Genomic DNA, 18,165 nt, shown 5'->3' on the forward strand with positions numbered 1-18,165 from the left:
GATGAATCCGTCAATGACTCCGCAGCCGCGCAATGTCCCGCATCGGCGGATTCCCGAACAGCCGCCGGTATTCGCGACTGAATTGCGGCACGCTTTCATAGCCGACTCGAAATGCCGCGCTACTGGCGTCCACGGACTCGGTCAGCATCATGCGGCGTGCCTCGTGCAACCTGATCTGCTTCTGGTATTGCAGCGGGCTCAGGCGTGTGATGGCCTTGAAGTGCTGGTGCAGGGTCGACACGCCCATCGCCGCCATGTCCGCGAGCGCCTCGATGCGGACCGGCTCGGCATGGTGCTCGCGCAACCAGGCGATGACCCCCGCGATCCGGTTGCACCGCGAGCCCCGCATTGCGATCTGCCGGAGCTGGCCGCCGGCTGGCCCCACGAGCAGGTAATAGACGATCTCGCGCTGCAGCAGCCGGCCCATGACTGGAATGTCGCGCGGCACATCGGCGAGTGCCGCCAGTCGCACGATCGCATCGAGCAGGCTGGCCGTGACCCAGCCGATCGTCATCCCCGAGCCGGTGTCGTTGGTGTGGATCCCGTGGAGATCGATCTCGCCGCCGACCTCTTGCACGGCCGCCAGATCGAGCTTGAGCATGATCGAGAGGAATGGATGGCCATCGCTGCTGTCCAGCACCTGGGCGATGGTCGGCAGGTCGACCGATGTCAGCATGAAGCGGCCCGCGTCGTACTCGTGCGTCTCCACGCCCAGCACGACCCGCTTGCGCCCCTGCACGACGACCGAAAGGCTGGGCTCGTACAGCGCCGACACGGGCTCGCAAAAGCCGTCGCGGCGGTGGAAGGACAGGCCCGGCACCGCGGCATCGTGATCGCCAGGGCCGGGCAAGTCGCGAAGGATGCGTGCGGCCAATCGGCCGCGTGCCGTTGCCCGCTCGTCGTTGGCCTGGCGGTCCGAGCCGCGTTGTGGATCTTTCAGCAGCAACATCGCCGGCATGGTGCCTTTCGACGTGGCGGCCCGCAAGCTGCCGGCCGGGCATCCAGAGAATCGGGCAATGATCCTGAAGGATCGAGCTAACGCGACCGAGCACGCGAGGGGCACCATGCGCGCACCTCTTGAAACTGTGAACGGAACACGCTCATGCAAACGATCGGATATGCCGCGTACGACGCGCAAAGCCCCCTCGCCCCTTTCCACTTCGAGCGCCGTGCATTGCGCGCCAACGACGTGGCCGTGGAGATCCTCTATTGCGGGGTCTGCCATTCCGACCTGCACCAGTCCCGCGACGACTGGAAGGAATGGGGACCGACGTCGTACCCGTGCGTTCCCGGCCACGAGATGATCGGACGTGTCATCGAAGTGGGTGCCGAGGTGACGCGCCACGCGGTCGGCGACACCGTGGCCGTCGGCACGATCGTCGACAGCTGCCAGCATTGCGACCAATGCCGCCACGGCGAAGAACAGATGTGCCGCGAGTTTCCGACCGTCACCTACAACGGCCGCGACCGGATCGACGGCACGCCGACCTATGGCGGCTATTCGAAGCATGTCGTGGTGCGCGAGGACTTCGTGCTCCGAATTCCCGACGGGCTCGATCCGTCGCGTGCGGGACCGCTGCTGTGCGCAGGCATCACGGTCTATTCGCCGCTGCGGCAATGGAAGGTCGGACCCGGCAGCCGCGTGGGTGTCATCGGCATCGGCGGCCTGGGCCACCTCGCGGTGCGGCTCGCAGCCGGCCTGGGTGCGAGCGTGACCGTGATCACGCGCACGGACGCCAAGGCTGCGGAGGCACGTGCGCTGGGCGCGGAACACGTACTCGTCTCCACGTCGGCCGATGCGATGGCCGCGGCGGTGTCGTCGTTCGACGTGATCATCGACACCATCCCGGTCGGCCACGACCTCTCGCCCTACATCGGGCTGCTGGATGTGGAAGGCGTGCTGGTGATCGTCGGCAATCTCGGCGCCATGGCGGGCTTCAGTTCGCTGCCGCTGATCATGGGTCGGCGGCGGATCACGGGGTCGCCTTCAGGTGGTATCGCGCAGACCCAGGAGATGCTCGACTTCTGCGCGCGGAAGCAGATCCTGCCGGAGTGCGAAATCATCGAGATCGGGGAGATCAATGAAGCCTTCGAGCGGATGGAGCGGGGGGATGTGCGGTATCGGTTTGTGATTGATATGGGGTCGTTGGCTGTGGGGTGAGCGGACTGCCCAAAATAGGCAACGCAGGATATAAGTGGCGCAGCACTATGGCTCTACCGGCAGCGGGACAATCAGATAGAGGAGATGGAGGGATTACTTGCTCTGCGCACAAAGGTCCTTTAAAAATGCTCACTTGCAACATGCGATTTATCGGACCTTGTGTCACTGACCGACAACGTGACCGACCACGCGCCCCGCCTTGCCAGCTTGAGGATCGGAAATACTGGAGAAGCCAATTCCGGGTGAAGGTGTCGATGAGCCGCGGGCAGTCGACTTGGAATGTGGCCGCCTCGATTGCCCAAAGGAGCATCAACAAAGCACTAAGTCTCGCTTATAAGTCGATCCAATGCACGCATGATCACATGCGGCAACTCATGAAAAAGCAGGTAATCACTTTCACTTTCTATAAAGTACCGTTCGATATGTGGCTCGCGATTGCCAATCATGAAGAGCTATTCGAATTCAAGAAAAATCTTTCTTCGAGCGGCAAGTGTCTTAGTATGTTGAATTTTACTTAAAAGAATGCAACCTTCATCATATATCCAAGGCATTGTGTCGCGGAACAAGCTTAGGCCAATTCGAATTCCAAGAGCGGGGTTCTTAGAGCTCAACATTAGGCTTTCAGCCATCCCCGGATGAAACCCTTTTCGCCTTCTAGGCGTTCGCAACGCATCTTTCCTCTCAATGCGCGACGGGAGATCTTGGAACATGATTTTGATCTCTTCGAAGAGCTTGGCTGAAGAGTTTTCGATCTCGTCTTGCTTCTGCTTTTTTGCTGTGGAAACTGATGGCGCCGCGAGCGCCTTGAGAATTCCTTCTATGCTGCTTTTAAATTTTCCAACTTGAAAACGGATGGTGTCTCGATCTGGCTCAGAGCCTGGAATTCGATTCACCAGCTGAAAAACAAGTTTTGTAAGCGACTCGTCATCATCAGCGCAATTTTGAAATTGGGCGAAAGGACCCGTTGACGCCGATTTTAACTCAATGCCGAGCGCAACCCCTAAAATCGGCGTGTCCAGCTTGCCCTTTGCCATACCGGCTTCGAATAGAATCCATGGTCGATTTACGCTTCGCTCTGTGAGCAAGCACACTACATCGGACGCAGACTGAATATTCTTGATAATCTCAGGATACCATTCAATACCATACTCGATCCCCTGATTGCCTGGCCGATCCGAGGTTCGAAAGGATTTCAGCACGCCTGCACTAACACTTTTCAGCAAGTTGCCAAATGCCTCGGCAAGCTCAGCATCACGCGTGTCGTGACTAATAAAAACGAGCGGATTCGCAGCCTTCACTGAGCCAGAATCGACCTCTCCGATGTTTTCTGCCATTTGAATTTCCTATATCTCACCGAATGCAGCAATGGTGCAATTTCTTTGGGACTGGAATTTCCCAAAGCACGCCGATGATCGATCAAAAAGGAAGCGGACATCCAATAGGCGCCTACGATGCTGTCAATACAACTTACCGCGGCGTCCACATATTTGCAGAAACTGCTTGCAAACAATCACAATTGCAATCACTCAATTCTTATGCAGTAAGCGAACAAGATAGAATGACACGATGATGACACCCCAAATAAACAGGGGCTGCCTATTTGTAAAAATCCGGATAAAAAATACTGACCGGATTACCAACGCTTTCAGGATCTTCCAATGCTTTTCTAGCTTGATTTGCAATCTCGGCCCGGTACGTTTGAAGTTTTGGCACAAGACTATAAATATCGCTGGTATCGAAAACCAGTGTTCTAGATTGATTGACATCAAATGGCAAGCGGTCGGCTTTGCGAATCAACTGTACTACGGGGAGCCGCAGCGCATGCCTAAGGGCGACCTCGTAGAAGACGTTTGGATTCAAATATGAAAGATCTGCAATTGCTAGCTTAGCGCGCTTTAGATATTCAAGAACTTGCGTAGTAATCATGCCTGGTTCACCAATCTGATCCGCCCGTACAACGGTCAGCCCCAGTTCCTCCAATGCTGGCTGCACCAGCGAAGAAAGAAATAAATCGGAATGCTTTCTTTCCACGCTGTCATCTGCTCCGATTGGAGTGATATAAAAGCAAACACGATCCCAGTCCGAAGCGCTGGACGAATCTTCCGCCAATTTCCTGACAATCGCAGGAGCTGCCTGAGCTGTCGCCATTGGTTTAGCGGGACTCGGATTGTTTATCCCATCTGGCAGTTCTTCTAGAACTTGCTCAATAGTAACAAGCGTCTCCGCACCACCAATCGTACGAAGTAACTCGATATCTTTGGCGTTTACGGTAAAGGTATCGACACACTCATCTAGGTCAGGAACATCAGAGCCCGCATCGCGCAATACATCTTTAATAATCTCGCGCTCTGGGAGACGTTTCCCCTTGTAATGCTCGTACAGCAATTTAAAGGGGGCGACGCCTTCAATTGACAACTCAAATGCGGCACGACGCCGATCGCGCTCAGACTTGCTTGAACTAACAACTACGGCGCCCTTTTCTGTTAATTCAAGGTAATCCGCTGCATACGAGCCAATCGTAATTCCATATTTCCCCGAGTTGGTGATCATCATCTGGGTAGCGCTGCTTGTAGCGGACTTGCCCAGCTTCTCCAGCAAAGTCAGCCTACGAACGCGCTCGCCTGCAGCATGCGTCATGATCGCTTTTGCCAAAGTGAGAGCATCTGCGAAGGATGAAGCGGGATAAGGCCGAGCCGTTCTAGTTCGGGTGGGCTCTTTACTCGCTTTTGCGGTGCCTACCTTCTTAATCTTCTTGGTTGCCGTTACCATAACCACGCCCTCTTAATATTTGTTACGGATCGTCACTATAGTTGGTCGACGTCAAAATTCAAGCCGAAACTTGACTACCAATTGCGGCGATCTGTGGAAAACACTAGGGTGTGTTGTGACACCTAAACCTAAGTCCAATATGCAAATCTACGGATTATCAGTAGGCGCCGGCTCGGCTTGTAATGCCTGCGTTACCTCACAAACAAATGCGATCGATGTGAGATCTCTGCTAACTAAAGCGCGCCGCCAAAAATACTCGTCTTTGCAAAGATAAAAAAAGGGCACCACTTAGGCGCCCGACATGCCAATCGCATAACGATCAGCTCACACCAACCCGCAACACCGCTTTCGGCAGACAGCTCGCCGTCGGCCTCAACAAATACCGATCCGTCCGCCCCAACACAGGCCACCCGATCTCTGTGCGCTGCGCAGCCACAGCGGCCCGCCACCCTGGATCGGCCTCCACCGCCTCCCACCCAGCCTCGCGAGTCGCATGGTCCGCCCAGGCCAACATGGTGACCACCTGCGGCATCCTCGGCCCGCTCGCCATATCCGCCACCATCATCACCTGCGCCCCGTGCTTGCGCAGCAGCGGCAACTGCACATCCCGCAGCAACGCATTCGTCGCTGCCCCCTGCCCCAACGCGGCCTCGTGCATCAGCAGTTCATGCACGCCGCCGACTGTGCGCTCGGCATCCACCGGAGCAGGCACCCAGGCCGCATTCGGCTTCAAGAAGTACAGGTCATACCGCTCCACCATCTCCGAGCCGGCATTGGTTTCCGCCCGCAGGCTCAACCAATCCGGGTCGGTATAGAACGGCGCCCATCGCGCCTCACGCTCGGCCAGGTCCGCATACGCCATCAGGTAGACGAACCCCGGCATGCGCGGCCCGGCGGTGGCGGTCCACTGGCCGACGCATTGCACACCGTGGCGTTTGAACAGCGGTGGCAGCCGTTCGAAGCGCGCATGCAGATCGGGCATGCGCCCGGGCACCACGCTGTACAGGCGAAGTTCGTAGATCATGTCCGGCCCGGTCCTTTGCGCATTCGTCGACTCAGTTATCTCGCAATTCAGTCATTCAGCAACTCAATTGCCGCCTTCACGACTCACGGTGATCAATTCCGACACTGGCTTCCACGACTTGCCATCGAAGCGCGCCAGCCGCGCCGAGCGGATCGGGTAATAGTCGTCCGCGCTGAAAGACACCTTGCTCCCCGGCAACAGCATGCCCAGCTCCACATCCTTCAACCCCTGAATCTGCTTCAGCAGGTTCTCGCGCGTGAGGTTGTCGCCGCAACGCTCCAGCGCCATCGCAACCAATTGCGCACCCATGTACGTATAGACCGATGTGGTGTCGCCCGGATCGTCATTGGGCAGGTACTTCTTGAAGTAAGCCAGGTATTCCTTCATCGCCTTGTCGTCCGCCCAGGTGGGGTCCGATGGCGTCTTGAACCAATAGGTCGACACCAGTCCGGTCGAGTTGTCTAGGCCGGCCGGCGTGAGCACACCGGTGATCGAGCTGGCGACGTAGGGCACGATGTAGAAAGGCTTCCAGCCGATGGCCGCGACCTTGCGGATGGCCTGCGCGCCGGCCTTGTTGGACGTGAAGGCGACGAAGGTGTCGGCCCCCGTGGCCTGCAGCTGCAGCACCTGCGAGTCGACGGTCGGGTCCGACACTTCCTGCGTCGCTTCCTTCACGATCTGGCCGGCCTTGTCGCCCAGGCCGCGCTTCAGGCCGCGCAGGTAGCTCTTGCCCACGTCGTCGTTCTGGTAGAGCACGGCGATCTTCGCGTTCGGCCGTTCGGTGCGCAGGTACTTGCCGTAGATCTCGCCCTCGATGTCGTACGCGAAGGAGAAGGGCACGGTCCATGGGTTGTTCTTCGGGTCGTGCAGGCCGGTGCTGCTGGCATAGAACAGCAGTTGCGGCACCTTGCGCGAGTTCATGTATTTCTGGATGGCGGTCTGCGACGGCGTGCCCATCGACGCGACCATCGCCAGCACCTGGTCGTTCTCGACCAGCTTGCGCGTGACCTCGACGGTCTTCGGCGGCGTGTAGGCATCGTCTTCCGACAGCAGGTTGATCTTGCGTCCGTTGATGCCGCCCTTGGTCTCGTTGAGCATCTTGTAATAGGCGACGTGCATGCGCCCGACCATCGAATAGGCAGAACCGGGGCCGCTGTAGGCGACGGTCTGGCCGAGCTTGATCTCAGTGTCGGTCACGCCGGGCCCGTAGGCCTTCTGCGCAAAGGCCGGCCAGGCCGCGAGGCTCGCCACGGCGGCGAACGCGATGAGGGTTGAACGCATGGAAGGCTCCTTGTATGTCTCGAATCGGATTGCGCACGCAGCCGGCCCGGGTTCGGCCGCTCGACGCAGAAGCGAGTGGACAGGAGCCGTCGCGCGGCGTCAGTCCCTGCGCGGAGGGACTGGGTTTACCCCGTGCGGCCGGGCCGCTTGCCGGGCAGCGCAACAGGCGCCGCAGACGGCGTGCGCAGCTCGAACAGCCGCTGCTGCCAGCGGCTCCACAGGCCGAGATAGCGGATCAGCAGTTCACGCTCGCTGCCGATGCCCATGCGCTGGTAGGCGCGGTGGCGGTAGGTCTTGATGCTCTCCTCGCCGACCGCCAGGTCGAGCGCGATGCCGGCCGACGAGAGCCCGTACAGGATGCGCGCGCAGACCTCCATCTCGCGCCGCGGCAGGTCGGTCATGGCGACCATGCACGACTCGATTTCCTCCAGCGACGACAGCGCGATGCCCAGGCTGCGCTGCCGCATGCGGAAGTCCGCGTGCTTGGCGATCAGCGACACCAACAGCTCGGCCACGCTGCGCAGGTCGGTCATCTGCGCGTCGGTGAAGGCGCCCTGCGTGTCGGAGCGCAGGATGCTCAGCGTGAGCTCGACGTCGCGCCGCCGCGCCGACACCACGACGCGGTCGCGGATGCGCGGCCAGAGCGCCTCGCGCATGGCGGCATCGGGCAGCCCGGACAGGTCGACCTGCAGCACCAGCGGCTCGCCCTCGCCGGTGCCCATGGTCGCGCGGGCCTGCAGCATGGCCGGGTCGCGCCGCCAGTACTCGTCGCGCAGGTAGCGCGACACCTGCTCGTGTGCGCGCTGGGTGCCGTCGAGGCTGCTGCTCGCGAGTTCGCTGAAGTTGCCCTGGCCGTAGAGAAAGACCGCGCAATGGTCGGCCCCGCAGACGCGGTGCAGGTAGGCGAGCAGTTCGCGGTCGAAGCGGTCGGTGCCGAGCGCCTCGACGATGTCGGGCAGGTCGGGGGCGTCGAACGGACCGGTCGGGTCGGCGATGTCGGTAGGGGGCTGGGCAGTGGGGCACATGGGGTTTGCCCTCAGTGTGCGGAAAGCATCGGCAAAGGTACTGTCCCGCTGCAAGGGGACTGAGTATCGAACGTGGGCTCACTACAGTCGATGCGGTAATTCCCCAACCTGCGCGTCGGCTGCGGCCTGCGCCATCGATCGGCAACCGACCATGACAACGCCTGCGCCAGCCCACGAGATCCACGCCGAGTGGGTCCACATCCAGTACAACGAATCCGCGAAGTTCACCGAGACCTATGGCTTCTCCGGCAACCAGGGCGCGGTCAACCTCGAAGGCCTGCGGCTGCGGCCGAAGGGCGTCGAGTCGAAGACGCTGCTGGTCTTCATGCATCCGACGTCCACGCTGCAACTGCTGCCGGTTCCGCGCGCCATGGTGCAGGCCGGCGCGCACGTGCTGTGCGCGGCCAGCCGCTACGTGAAGAACGACGTCGCGCTGATCATGGAGAAGGTGCTGCTCGACCTGGGCGCCTACATCCGCCATGCCAAGACGCAGTGGGGCTACGAGAAGATCGTGCTGGTCGGCTGGAGCGGCGGCGGCTCGCTCGCGGTGTTCTACCAGTCGCAGGCCGAGGCGCCGTCGATCACCCACACGCCCGCCGGCGACCCGGTCGACGTGCGCGGTGCGGGGCTGATTCCGGCCGACGCGATCATCTACCAGGCCGCGCACCTGTCGCGCGCCGAACTGCTGCTCGAAGCCATCGACCCGTCGGTACGCGACGAACTCAACCCGGACGACCGCGACGTCGAACTCGACATCTACGACCCCGCCAACCCGAACCAGCCGCCCTACGCGCCCGAGTTCATCGCGCGCTACCGCAGCGCGCAACGCGCCCGCATGGGCCGCATCACCGCCTGGGTGAAGGGCACGCTGGCCGAGCTCAAGCGCCGCGACACCGGCGAGATGGAACGCGGCTTCGTCGTGCACCGCACGCTGGCCGACCCGCGCTTCCTGGACCCGGCGCTCGACCCGAACGACCGGCGCCCGAACTGGTGCTACATGGGCAACCCGGAAACAGTCAACACCGGGCCGGTCGGCCTCGCGCGCTTCTCGACGCTGCGCTCCTGGCTGTCGCAGTGGTCGATGGACGACACGCACGCCCACGGCGCCGCCTGCGCAGCCCACATCCGCGTACCGCTGCTGGCCATCGAGAACAGCGCCGACGACGCGGTGCCGCAGCCGCACACGCGCCGGCTGTATGAAGCCGCGGCGTCGAAGGACAAGACCTTCCACGTGATCCAGGGCGCGACCCATTACTACGCAGGCCAGCCGGAGCTGCTGGCCGAAGCCACATCCCTCATCTACGGCTGGCTGGCCGACAGGGGCATCCGGGTACTTCCATGAACATGTTCGAACTCCTGGCGCAATCGGCGCGCCGTTCTCCACAGCGCGGCGCGGTGTACCGCGGCAGCGAGCAGGTCTGGACCTACGGCCAGCTCTGCGACCGCGCGCGCCGCCTGGCCACCGCGCTGCGGCGGCACGGCCAGCCCGGCGACCGCGTGGCCGTGGCCAGCGAGAACCGCACGGAGTACCTCGAGGCGATGTACGGCATCTGGGCCGCGGGCATGGTGTTCGTGCCGATCAACGCCAAGCTGCACGCGAAGGAGATGGTGCAGATCATCGAAGACGCCGAGGCCACCGCGGCCTTCGTGTCGCCCAAGCTCGCCGACGACCTGGCCGCTGCGCTGGCCACGTCGGCGCAGGCCGGCTGCCGGCTGCTGCGCATCGGCAGCGCGGACTACGCGGCACTGTTCGATGCAGCGCCGACGGACGCGCCGATCACCGCGCCCGAGGCGCTGGCCTGGCTGTTCTACACGAGCGGCACCACCGGCCGGTCGAAGGGCGCGATGCTGTCGCACCGCAACCTGATGGCCATGACGATCTCCCACCTCGCCGAGATGGAGACCTTCGGCGAGGACGCGAGCCAGATCCACGCGGCGCCGATGTCGCACGGCTCCGGCCTCTACATCCCGGCGTACGTCGCGCGTGGTGCGCGGCAAGTGCTGCCGGCGTCCGGCGCCTTCGACCCGGCCGAGTTCCTCGACCTGTGCGATGCGCATCCGTCCTGCGGCGCCTTCCTCGCGCCGACCATGGTGCAGCGCCTGCGGCTGGAGGCCGAGCGCAGCGGGCGCCGGCCCGCGCACCTGCGCTCGATCGTCTATGGCGGCGCGCCGATGTACGTGGAAGAACTCAAGAAGTCGCTGGCCACCTTCGGCCCGGTCTTCACCCAGCTGTACGGCCAGGGCGAGGCGCCGATGACCATCACCGCGCTGCGCCGCCACGAACACATCGGCGCCGACGACGCGACGCTCGGCTCGGCCGGCACGCCGCGGCTCGGCATGGACGTGCGCGTGGTCGACGACGAAGGCCGCCCCTGCCCGGTCGACGCCATCGGCGAGATCGTCTGCCGCGGCGACGTCGTGATGTCGGGCTACTGGCGCAACCCGAAAGCCACGGCCGAGGCGCTGCGCGACGGCTGGCTCTACACCGGCGACATGGGCTCCTTCGACGTGCACGGCCGGCTCACGCTGCGCGACCGGTCGAAGGACGTCGTCATCAGCGGCGGATCGAACATCTACCCGCGCGAGGTCGAAGAGGCGCTGCTCACGCACCCGGAGGTGTCCGAGGCCTGCGTGGTCGGCGAGCCCGATGCGGAGTGGGGCGAGGTGGTCGTCGCCTTCGTGGTGCCGGTGGACGGCGCCGCGCCCGGCTGCGACGCGCTCGACGCGCACTGCCTCGACCACATCGCCCGCTTCAAGCGGCCCAAGCGATACGTCTTCATCGACGCGCTGCCCAAGAGCAACTACGGCAAGGTGCTCAAGCGCGAGCTGCGCCTTCAACTGGCCACCCAAGGAGAAAACACATGACAGCAGCCATCGTCGGCTGGGGCCACACGCCCTTCGGCAAGTTCGACAAGGAAACCGTGGAGACCCTGATCGTGCGGGCCACGAACGAGGCGCTCGCGCACGCGGGCATCGGCGCGGCCGACGTGGACGAGATCGTGCTCGGCCACTTCAACGCCGGCTTCTCGAAGCAGGACTTCACGGCCGCGCTGGTGCTGCAGGCTTCGCCCGACCTGCGCTTCAAGCCCGCGACCCGGGTCGAGAACGCCTGCGCCACCGGCTCGGCCGCGGTGCACCAGGGCATCCGCGCGATCGAGTCGAAGCGCGCGCGCACGGTGCTGGTGGTCGGCGTCGAGCAGATGACGACCACGGCCGGCCCGGAGATCGGCACCAACCTGCTGCGCGCGTCGTACCTCGCGGAAGAAAGCGGCGTGCAGGGCGGCTTCGCGGGGCTGTTCGGTCAGATCGCGACCGCCTATTTCGAGAAGTACGGCGACCAGTCCGACGCGCTCGCGCTGATCGCGGCCAAGAACCACGCGAACGGCGTCGCCAATCCCTATGCGCAGATGCGCAAGGACCTGGGCTTCGACTTCTGCCGCACCGTGAGCGACAAGAACCCGCTGGTGGCCGGGCCGCTGCGCCGCACCGACTGCTCGCCGGTGTCCGACGGTGCGGCCGCGGTGGTGCTGATGGACGTCGCGTCCGCCATGTCGATGCCGCGCGCCGTGATGTTCCGCAGCACTGCGCACGTGCAGGACTACCTGCCGATGTCGCGCCGCGACATCCTGCGCTTCGAGGGCTGCTCGCGCGCCTGGGCGCAGGCGCTCGGCGACGCGAAGCTCACGCTCGACGACCTGTCCTTCGTCGAGACGCACGACTGCTTCACCATGGCCGAGCTGCTCGAATACGAAGCGATGGGCCTGGCACCCGAGGGCCAGGGCGCACGCGCCATCGAAGAAGGCTGGACCCGCATGGACGGCCGGCTGCCGGTCAATCCGAGCGGCGGCCTCAAGGCCAAGGGCCACCCGGTGGGCGCGACCGGCGTATCGATGCACGCGATGACGGCGATGCAGCTCACCGGCGAGCTGCCCGAGGCGATGCGCGTGCGCGACGCCACGATCGGTGGCATCTTCAACATGGGCGGCGCCGCGGTGGCCAACTACGTGAGCGTGCTGGAACGCATCCGCTGAGCGCGGGCATGCCCGGCACATCTGCCACACCTGCCACGTCCGCCACGCCGGTCGTCTCCGCGCTGCTCGCGGTGCTGGTGATGACGCTGCTCGTCACGCTCCAGCCCGTCAGCACCGACCTCTACCTGCCGGCGCTGCCGATGCTGTTGGCCGACCTCGGCACCACGGTGGCGGCGGTGCAGCTCACGCTGTCGGCGCTGATGGTCAGCTACGGCGCGGGCCAGCTGGTGTGGGGGCCGGTGTCCGACCGCTTCGGCCGGCGGCCGGTGCTGCTGGCCGGGCTCGGGCTGTACGTCGCGTCCACATTGGCGGGCGCTTTCGCGCCCAGCGTGGCCGTGCTGGTGGCCTGCCGCGTGCTGCAGGGTGCGGCGCTGGGCGCCGCCGTGGTGTGTGCCCGCGCGATGGTGCGCGACCTGTACGAGCCGGTCGAAGGCACGCGGATCATGACGCTGTCGCTCTCGGGCGTCGGCGTGATCTCGATGACGGTGCCGGTGGTCGGCGGCTGGCTGGCCGCGCACTGGGGCTGGCGCGCCGCGCTGGCCGCGTCGGCGATGTTCGCGCTCGCCACGCTGGCGCTGATTGCACGGCGCGTGCCCGAGACGCTGCGCGACAAGTCGGCGCCGGTGCGCGCCGCCACGCTGGCGCGTGGCTATGCGGGCATCGCGCGCAGCCCCGCCTTCCTGACCTGGACGATGCTGTGCGCCTTCGGCTATGCGGCCAACTTCGGCTTCTATGCGACGTCGTCATTCGTGTTCGTCGGCCGCTTCGGCCTGTCGGCGCCGGTGTTCGGTGCGGTGCTCGGCTGCGCGTCGATCGCCTACCTGCTCGGCACGCTGTGCTGCCGCAGATGGGTCGGCCTGCATGGTGTGCAGACCACCGTGCGCCGCGGCGGCTGGCTGACGATGGCGGCGTGCGCGCTGTTCGTGCTGCCCGCACTGGCCGACGCCCACACGCCCTGGACGCTGGCCGCGGCCATCTGGCTGCAGCTCTTCGCCTACGGCATCCAGCAGCCTTGCGGCCAGGTCGGCATGGTCGCGCCCTTCCCGGCGCAGGCCGGCGCGGCATCGGCACTGGGCGGCTGCGTGCTCGCGCTGGGCGGCTTCGTGGCGGCGAGTGCGGTCGGCGCGGTGTTCGACGGCAGCGCGCGCTCGCTGGCGCTCGCGATCGGCGTGCTGGTGTTCGCGTCCGGCGCGGTGGCGCTGGCGCTGGTGCCGCGCTTCGGCGTGCAGCGCACGCTGGCCGCCGTGCCGGGCTGACCCACCGCCGCGGCCACGTCCAGGCCCAAGTCCCTATGGCAGGGGACATACGTGGCGGGGGTGCGTGGCTATCGTCCCCGCATACGCATTGCAACGGAGCGAACCCATGGCTGAAACCCTCGACCGCGAGGCCCTGCGCGAGGCGCCGGTGCTGGACATCGACCCCTATTCCGACGCCGTACTGGCCGACCCCTATCCCTTTCACCAGATGCTGCGCGAAGCCGGCCCGGTCGCCTTCATCCGGCCGCACGGCGTGTATGCGGTGGGCCGCCACGAAGAAGCGAAGACGGTGCTGGCGGACTACGCGCGCTTCAGCAACGCGGCGGGCATCGGCATCCAGGACATCCGCAGACCCGGCGACTTCCGCGTGCCGAGCCGGCTGCTCGAAGTCGACCCGCCGGACCACACGCGGGTGCGCTCGGTCGTGATGCGCGTGCTGTCGCCGCTGGTGATCCGGCGCTGGCGCGAGGGCTTCGATTCGAAGGCCGATGCGCTGGTCGCGCAACTGGTCGCGCGCCGCGAATTCAACGGTGTCGACGACTGCGCCGAAGCCTTCGTGCTGGAGGCTTTTCCGGCGGCGGTGGGCGTGCGCCTGCCGCGCACCGAGACGCTGGCCATCGGCGAGATGCGCTTCAACCAGAGCGGCCCGAAGAACGCGCTGTATGAGCGCGCCATGGCCAACGCGCAGCCCTACCTCGCCTGGTTCGAGGAATCGGTGCAGCGCCGCAACGTGACGCGCGGCTCGATCGCCGAGCTGCTGTTCCAGGCCGAGGACGCGGGCGAACTGGAACCCGGCCTGGCATCGAACATCGTGCGCAGCTTCGTCGGCGGCGGTACCGACTCGACCATCAGCGGCATCGGCTTTGCGCTGAACCAGCTCGCACGGCATCCGGCGCAATGGGCACGGCTGCGGGCCGAGCCGGCCAAGGTGAAGGCCGCCTTCGAAGAGGCGATCCGCTTCGAATCGCCATTCCAGGTGACCTACCGCACCACGGTGGCCGAGACCGAACTCGGCGGCTGCCGCATACCGGCCGACGCCAAGGTCGGCGTGTATTTCGGCGCCGCCAACCGCGACCCGCGGCGCTGGACCGAGCCCGATCGCTTCGACGTCGACCGGCCGCAGGTCGCGGGCAGCCACCTCGCGCTGGGCACCGGCGTGCACGCGTGCATCGGCCAGATGATCGCGCGGCTCGAGGCCGAGGCGCTGCTCGGTGCGCTGGTGCGCCAGGCCAGCACGCTGAGCCTGGCGGGCGAGGCCGAATACCGCCCCATCAACCAGATGCGCACGCTCGACCGCCTGCCGCTGCGCGTCGAACCCGCCTGAATCGCGAAGACTCCATCGAAGCCCCATGACCACTGCAACGACCCCACCCATTTCTTCTTCCGCTTCGGCGTCGCCCCATGACTGGCTCGACCTCGACGGCCGCGTCTGCGCGCTGACCGGTGCCGCCGGCGGCATCGGCCGCGAGATTGCGCTGTCGCTCGCGGCGGCCGGTGCGCACGTCGCGCTGCTGGACCGCGACGAGGCGCCCTGCCGCGCGCTGGCCGACGAGATCGGCCGTGCCGGCGGACGCGCCGTGGCCATCGCCTGCGACGTGTCCGACCCCGACAGCGTGGGCCGCGCCGCGGCCAGCAGCGCCGAACAGCTCGGGCCCTGCCGCGTGCTGGTCAACAACGCCGCGACGCTGTACGCGGGCGCGCTGCTCGACATCGACATCGCGCAATGGAACCGGCTGCTGTCGATCAACCTCAACGGCTACCTGCTGTGCGGCCAGGCGTTCGGCCGGCAGATGATCGCGGCCGGCGGCGGCAGCATGATCCACGTGTCGTCGATCTCGGGCACGCTGCCGCAGCCCTACAGCGGCGCCTACAGCGTGAGCAAGGCCGGGGTGAACATGCTGTCGAAGCTGTTCTCGCTGGAGCTTGGCGAACACGGCGTGCGCAGCAACGTGGTGGCGCCCGCGGTCATCCGCACGCCGCTGTCGGAAGCCTTCTACCGCGACCCTGAGATCCTGCGCCGCCGCACCGAGATCGTCCCGACGCGGCGCATCGGTGCGCCGCAGGACATCGCGGACGCGGTGCTGTTTCTGGCCAGCGAGCGCGCGCTCTACATCAGCGGCCAGGAGTTCATGGTGGACGGCGGCGTGTCGAACGCGCTGCTCACGCTGATTCCGCGGCCGGGTTTCGACCGGAAGGATCACGCGCACTGAGAGGCCGAACGCTTCCCTGTCATCGACCTGACTTCAAGCGGCCATACGCTTGAATAAATTGTTACGACAGGTGAATTCATGCGATCTTTCTCCCAGATGCCGAGTGCATTGGCTCGACGTCCCGTGCTGACTGCACTGATCCTGAGCGGCGCGCTGGCGCTCGCCGCCTGCGGCGGCGGCAACGACGGCTCACCGGCCAACACGCCCGCCGATCCGGTCACGACCAACCCGGGCACGCCGGACACGCCGAACGCACCGGTCGCACTCGGCAGCCCCACGCTGTCCTTCGTGGCGCCGGACGAAAGCCTGGACCTCGGCAACTACACGCTGACCACCCGCGTCACGCTGCCGGTCAACCTGGCCTCGGGCGCCAACCAGATCGCCGCGGAGGTTTCCGCGGTCACCTACAACCCGACCACCGACAGCCTGTTCATCATCGGTGACGAAGGTACGTACATCACCCAGCTGTCCAAGACGGGCACGGTGATCGACACCATGAACCTGCCGGCCGGCCTCTTCGGCGACCCGGAAGGCCTGACCTGGGCCGGCGGCAACCAGTTCGTGGTGGCCAACGAGCGCGAACGCACCGCCAACCTCGTGACCTACGTCGGCGGCACCACGCTGAACGCGGCCACCGTGCGCAGCGTCAAGCTCGGCACCACGGTCGGCAACATCGGCCTGGAAGGCGTCACGGCCGACCCGATGACGGGCGGCTACATCTTCGTCAAGGAAACCGAGCCGCAGGGCATCTTCCAGACGACGCTGGACTTCACGGCCGGCGCCGCATCCAACGGCTCGGCCTCGACGGTCAATTCGGTCAACCTGTTCGATCCGGCGCTGGCCGGACTGGCCGACATCGCCGACGTCCACGCGCTGTCCAACTCGCTGCCGAGCACCGCGCCGGACTACGGCCACCTGATGCTGCTGAGCCAGGAGTCGGGCCGCATCGTGAAGGTCGACCGCGCCGGCCGCATCTTCGGCACGCTCGACCTGCCGAATGCGCCGCTGAACCTGGGCCACGAAGGCATCACCTTCGACAAGCAGCTCAACATGTACGTGACCAACGAGGCCGGCGGCGGCAGCCAGGCGCTGCCGCAGCTCTGGGTCTACACGCCGACCAAGAGCAGCACGCAGGTCGGGGTGGGCAGCAACCTGTACCTGAACTTCTCGGCAGCGGTGGCGGCCGGCACGGGCAACATCACGCTGATCGGCAGCGGCGGCGACACCCGCACGATCGCCATCACGGACACCACCCAGGTGAGCTTCAACGGCAGCACCGTGAAGATCAACCCGACCGCCGACCTGGCACCCGACACCACCTACAGCGTGCAATACGCCAGCGGCGTCATCAAGGACGCCACCGGCCTCGCGACGACGGCCGTGAACGGTGCCGCCACGCTGGCCTTCAAGACCGTGCCCGACACGACGCCCCCGTCGCTGCAGAGCACGACGCCGCAGGACAACGCGACCGGCGTGGCCGTCGGCGACAACATCGTGCTGACCTTCAACGAAGCCGTGCACGCGGGTGCCGGCACCTTCACCATCACGAACGGCAGCGACGACGTCCGCACGATCAGCGCGTCGGACACCAGCCAGGTCGCGATCAGCGGCAGCACCGTCACGCTCAACCCGAGCGCCGACCTGCATGCGGGCACGGCCTACAGCGTGCAGGTGTCCGCCAACGCGCTGAGCGACCTCGCGGGCAACGCGTTCGTCGGCATCGCCGACAGCACGACGCTGAACTTCGTCACCTTCGGCACGAGCCCGACACCCGTGCCGCAGCTGCTGATCACCGAGGTGAACACCAACGCCAACGGCGGCGACTTCTTCGAGCTCTACAACTACGGCACCGCCGCGGTCAACCTGCTGGGCTGGAAGTGGGACGACGACTCCGCCAACTTCAACGATGCGGCCAGCGCGGCGCTCCCGTCGGTCAGCATCGCACCGGGCCAACGGCTGGTGGTGGTCGCCGCGGCCGACACGACCGCCTTCGCGGCGGCCTGGGGCCTCAATGCCGCCACGTTCCCCGCGGTCGCCACCGGCGGTCCGGGCCTCGGCAAGGGTGACGCCGTGGTGCTGTTCGACGCAACCGGCAAGGTGGCCGCCAGCATCAACTTCGGCGCCAGCGCGATCACGGCGGTCGACGGCACGGTCGTGAATCCGGCGGCGCCTTCGACCGGCATCACCGCGGTCTATGCGGAACACGCCGGCGCGGTCTTCGGCGGCAGCGCGACCAGCTCGGCCGTGTGGGACGGCGTGTCGACCTCGGCACCGACCTACCGGGCCGCGAAGGTGGGCGAGGCTGGCGGATTCGCCCAGCCGGCCGCAAGCACGGCGATCGGTTCGCCAGGCCAGTGAGGCCAGCCCTACGCCGATGATCCGCATCGGCGGCTGACGCCGCCACGCAC

The 18,165-nt window shown here is 65.3% G+C and carries 14 protein-coding genes; 8 read left to right on the forward strand and 6 right to left on the reverse strand.

All coding sequences use genetic code 11. The features are described 5' to 3' along the window. Positions 1-10: 10 nt before the first annotated feature. A complete protein-coding gene (locus AC07PZ_RS13530) occupies positions 11-1,138 on the reverse strand; it encodes an AraC family transcriptional regulator (RefSeq protein ID WP_495295606.1) in 1,128 nt (375 codons plus the stop codon). Here AC07PZ_RS13530 and AC07PZ_RS13535 point away from each other — a divergent pair. Next, positions 1,103-2,161 carry an NAD(P)-dependent alcohol dehydrogenase gene (locus AC07PZ_RS13535; RefSeq protein ID WP_495295607.1) on the forward strand — a complete coding sequence of 353 codons (1,059 nt, stop codon included), beginning with the start codon at positions 1,103-1,105 and terminating at the stop codon, positions 2,159-2,161. The two genes, AC07PZ_RS13530 and AC07PZ_RS13535, sit on opposite strands and share 36 nt — an antisense overlap. Positions 2,162-2,613: 452 nt before the next feature. On the opposite strand, the gene AC07PZ_RS13540 is transcribed toward AC07PZ_RS13535, so the two are convergent. From AC07PZ_RS13540 to AC07PZ_RS13560, 5 genes are all read right to left on the reverse strand, one after another. Next, a complete protein-coding gene (locus tag AC07PZ_RS13540) occupies positions 2,614-3,495 on the reverse strand; it encodes a toll/interleukin-1 receptor domain-containing protein (RefSeq protein ID WP_495295608.1) in 882 nt (293 codons plus the stop codon). Positions 3,496-3,757: 262 nt separating this feature from the next. Beyond that, a complete protein-coding gene (locus AC07PZ_RS13545; protein ID WP_495295609.1) occupies positions 3,758-4,798 on the reverse strand; it encodes a hypothetical protein in 1,041 nt (346 codons plus the stop codon). A 451-nt stretch (positions 4,799-5,249) separates the two neighbouring features. After that, the gene (locus AC07PZ_RS13550; RefSeq protein WP_495295610.1) at positions 5,250-5,954 is read right to left on the reverse strand and encodes an NIPSNAP family protein; all 705 of its coding nucleotides are present in this window, start codon (positions 5,952-5,954) and stop codon (positions 5,250-5,252) included. A 63-nt stretch (positions 5,955-6,017) separates the two neighbouring features. Continuing rightward, the gene (locus AC07PZ_RS13555; RefSeq protein WP_495295611.1) at positions 6,018-7,235 is read right to left on the reverse strand and encodes an ABC transporter substrate-binding protein; all 1,218 of its coding nucleotides are present in this window, start codon (positions 7,233-7,235) and stop codon (positions 6,018-6,020) included. 125 nt (positions 7,236-7,360) lie between these two features. After that, on the reverse strand, positions 7,361-8,260 hold the full coding sequence (locus AC07PZ_RS13560) for a helix-turn-helix transcriptional regulator (RefSeq protein ID WP_495295612.1): 900 nt from the start codon (positions 8,258-8,260) through the stop codon (positions 7,361-7,363). Positions 8,261-8,411: 151 nt separating this feature from the next. Between AC07PZ_RS13560 and AC07PZ_RS13565 the strand changes: the two genes are divergently transcribed. The 7 genes from AC07PZ_RS13565 (at position 8,412) to AC07PZ_RS13595 (ending at position 18,115) form a co-directional block, all read left to right on the forward strand. After that, entirely contained in the window at positions 8,412-9,602 is a 1,191-nt protein-coding gene (locus AC07PZ_RS13565) for an alpha/beta hydrolase (protein ID WP_495295613.1), read from the forward strand. Next, positions 9,599-11,125, forward strand: coding sequence for an AMP-binding protein (locus AC07PZ_RS13570; protein ID WP_495295614.1), 1,527 nt, complete (start codon positions 9,599-9,601; stop codon positions 11,123-11,125). The genes AC07PZ_RS13565 and AC07PZ_RS13570 overlap by 4 nt, the downstream gene beginning before the upstream one ends. Continuing rightward, positions 11,122-12,291 (forward strand): acetyl-CoA acetyltransferase, encoded by a 1,170-nt coding sequence (locus AC07PZ_RS13575; protein WP_495295615.1) that lies wholly within the window; start codon positions 11,122-11,124, stop codon positions 12,289-12,291. Before AC07PZ_RS13570 ends, AC07PZ_RS13575 begins: the two co-directional genes overlap by 4 nt. Before the next feature lie 8 nt (positions 12,292-12,299). Further along, positions 12,300-13,547, forward strand: coding sequence for a multidrug effflux MFS transporter (locus AC07PZ_RS13580; RefSeq protein ID WP_495295616.1), 1,248 nt, complete (start codon positions 12,300-12,302; stop codon positions 13,545-13,547). A gap of 106 nt (positions 13,548-13,653) precedes the next feature. Then, entirely contained in the window at positions 13,654-14,871 is a 1,218-nt protein-coding gene (locus AC07PZ_RS13585) for a cytochrome P450 (protein WP_495295617.1), read from the forward strand. A 25-nt stretch (positions 14,872-14,896) separates the two neighbouring features. After that, positions 14,897-15,757 (forward strand): SDR family NAD(P)-dependent oxidoreductase, encoded by an 861-nt coding sequence (locus tag AC07PZ_RS13590; RefSeq protein WP_495295618.1) that lies wholly within the window; start codon positions 14,897-14,899, stop codon positions 15,755-15,757. A 78-nt stretch (positions 15,758-15,835) separates the two neighbouring features. After that, on the forward strand, positions 15,836-18,115 hold the full coding sequence (locus AC07PZ_RS13595) for an SdiA-regulated domain-containing protein (protein ID WP_495295619.1): 2,280 nt from the start codon (positions 15,836-15,838) through the stop codon (positions 18,113-18,115). The last annotated feature ends 50 nt before the right edge of the window (positions 18,116-18,165 follow it).

The organism is Variovorax sp. GW821-FHT10B04 (assembly GCF_059415645.1).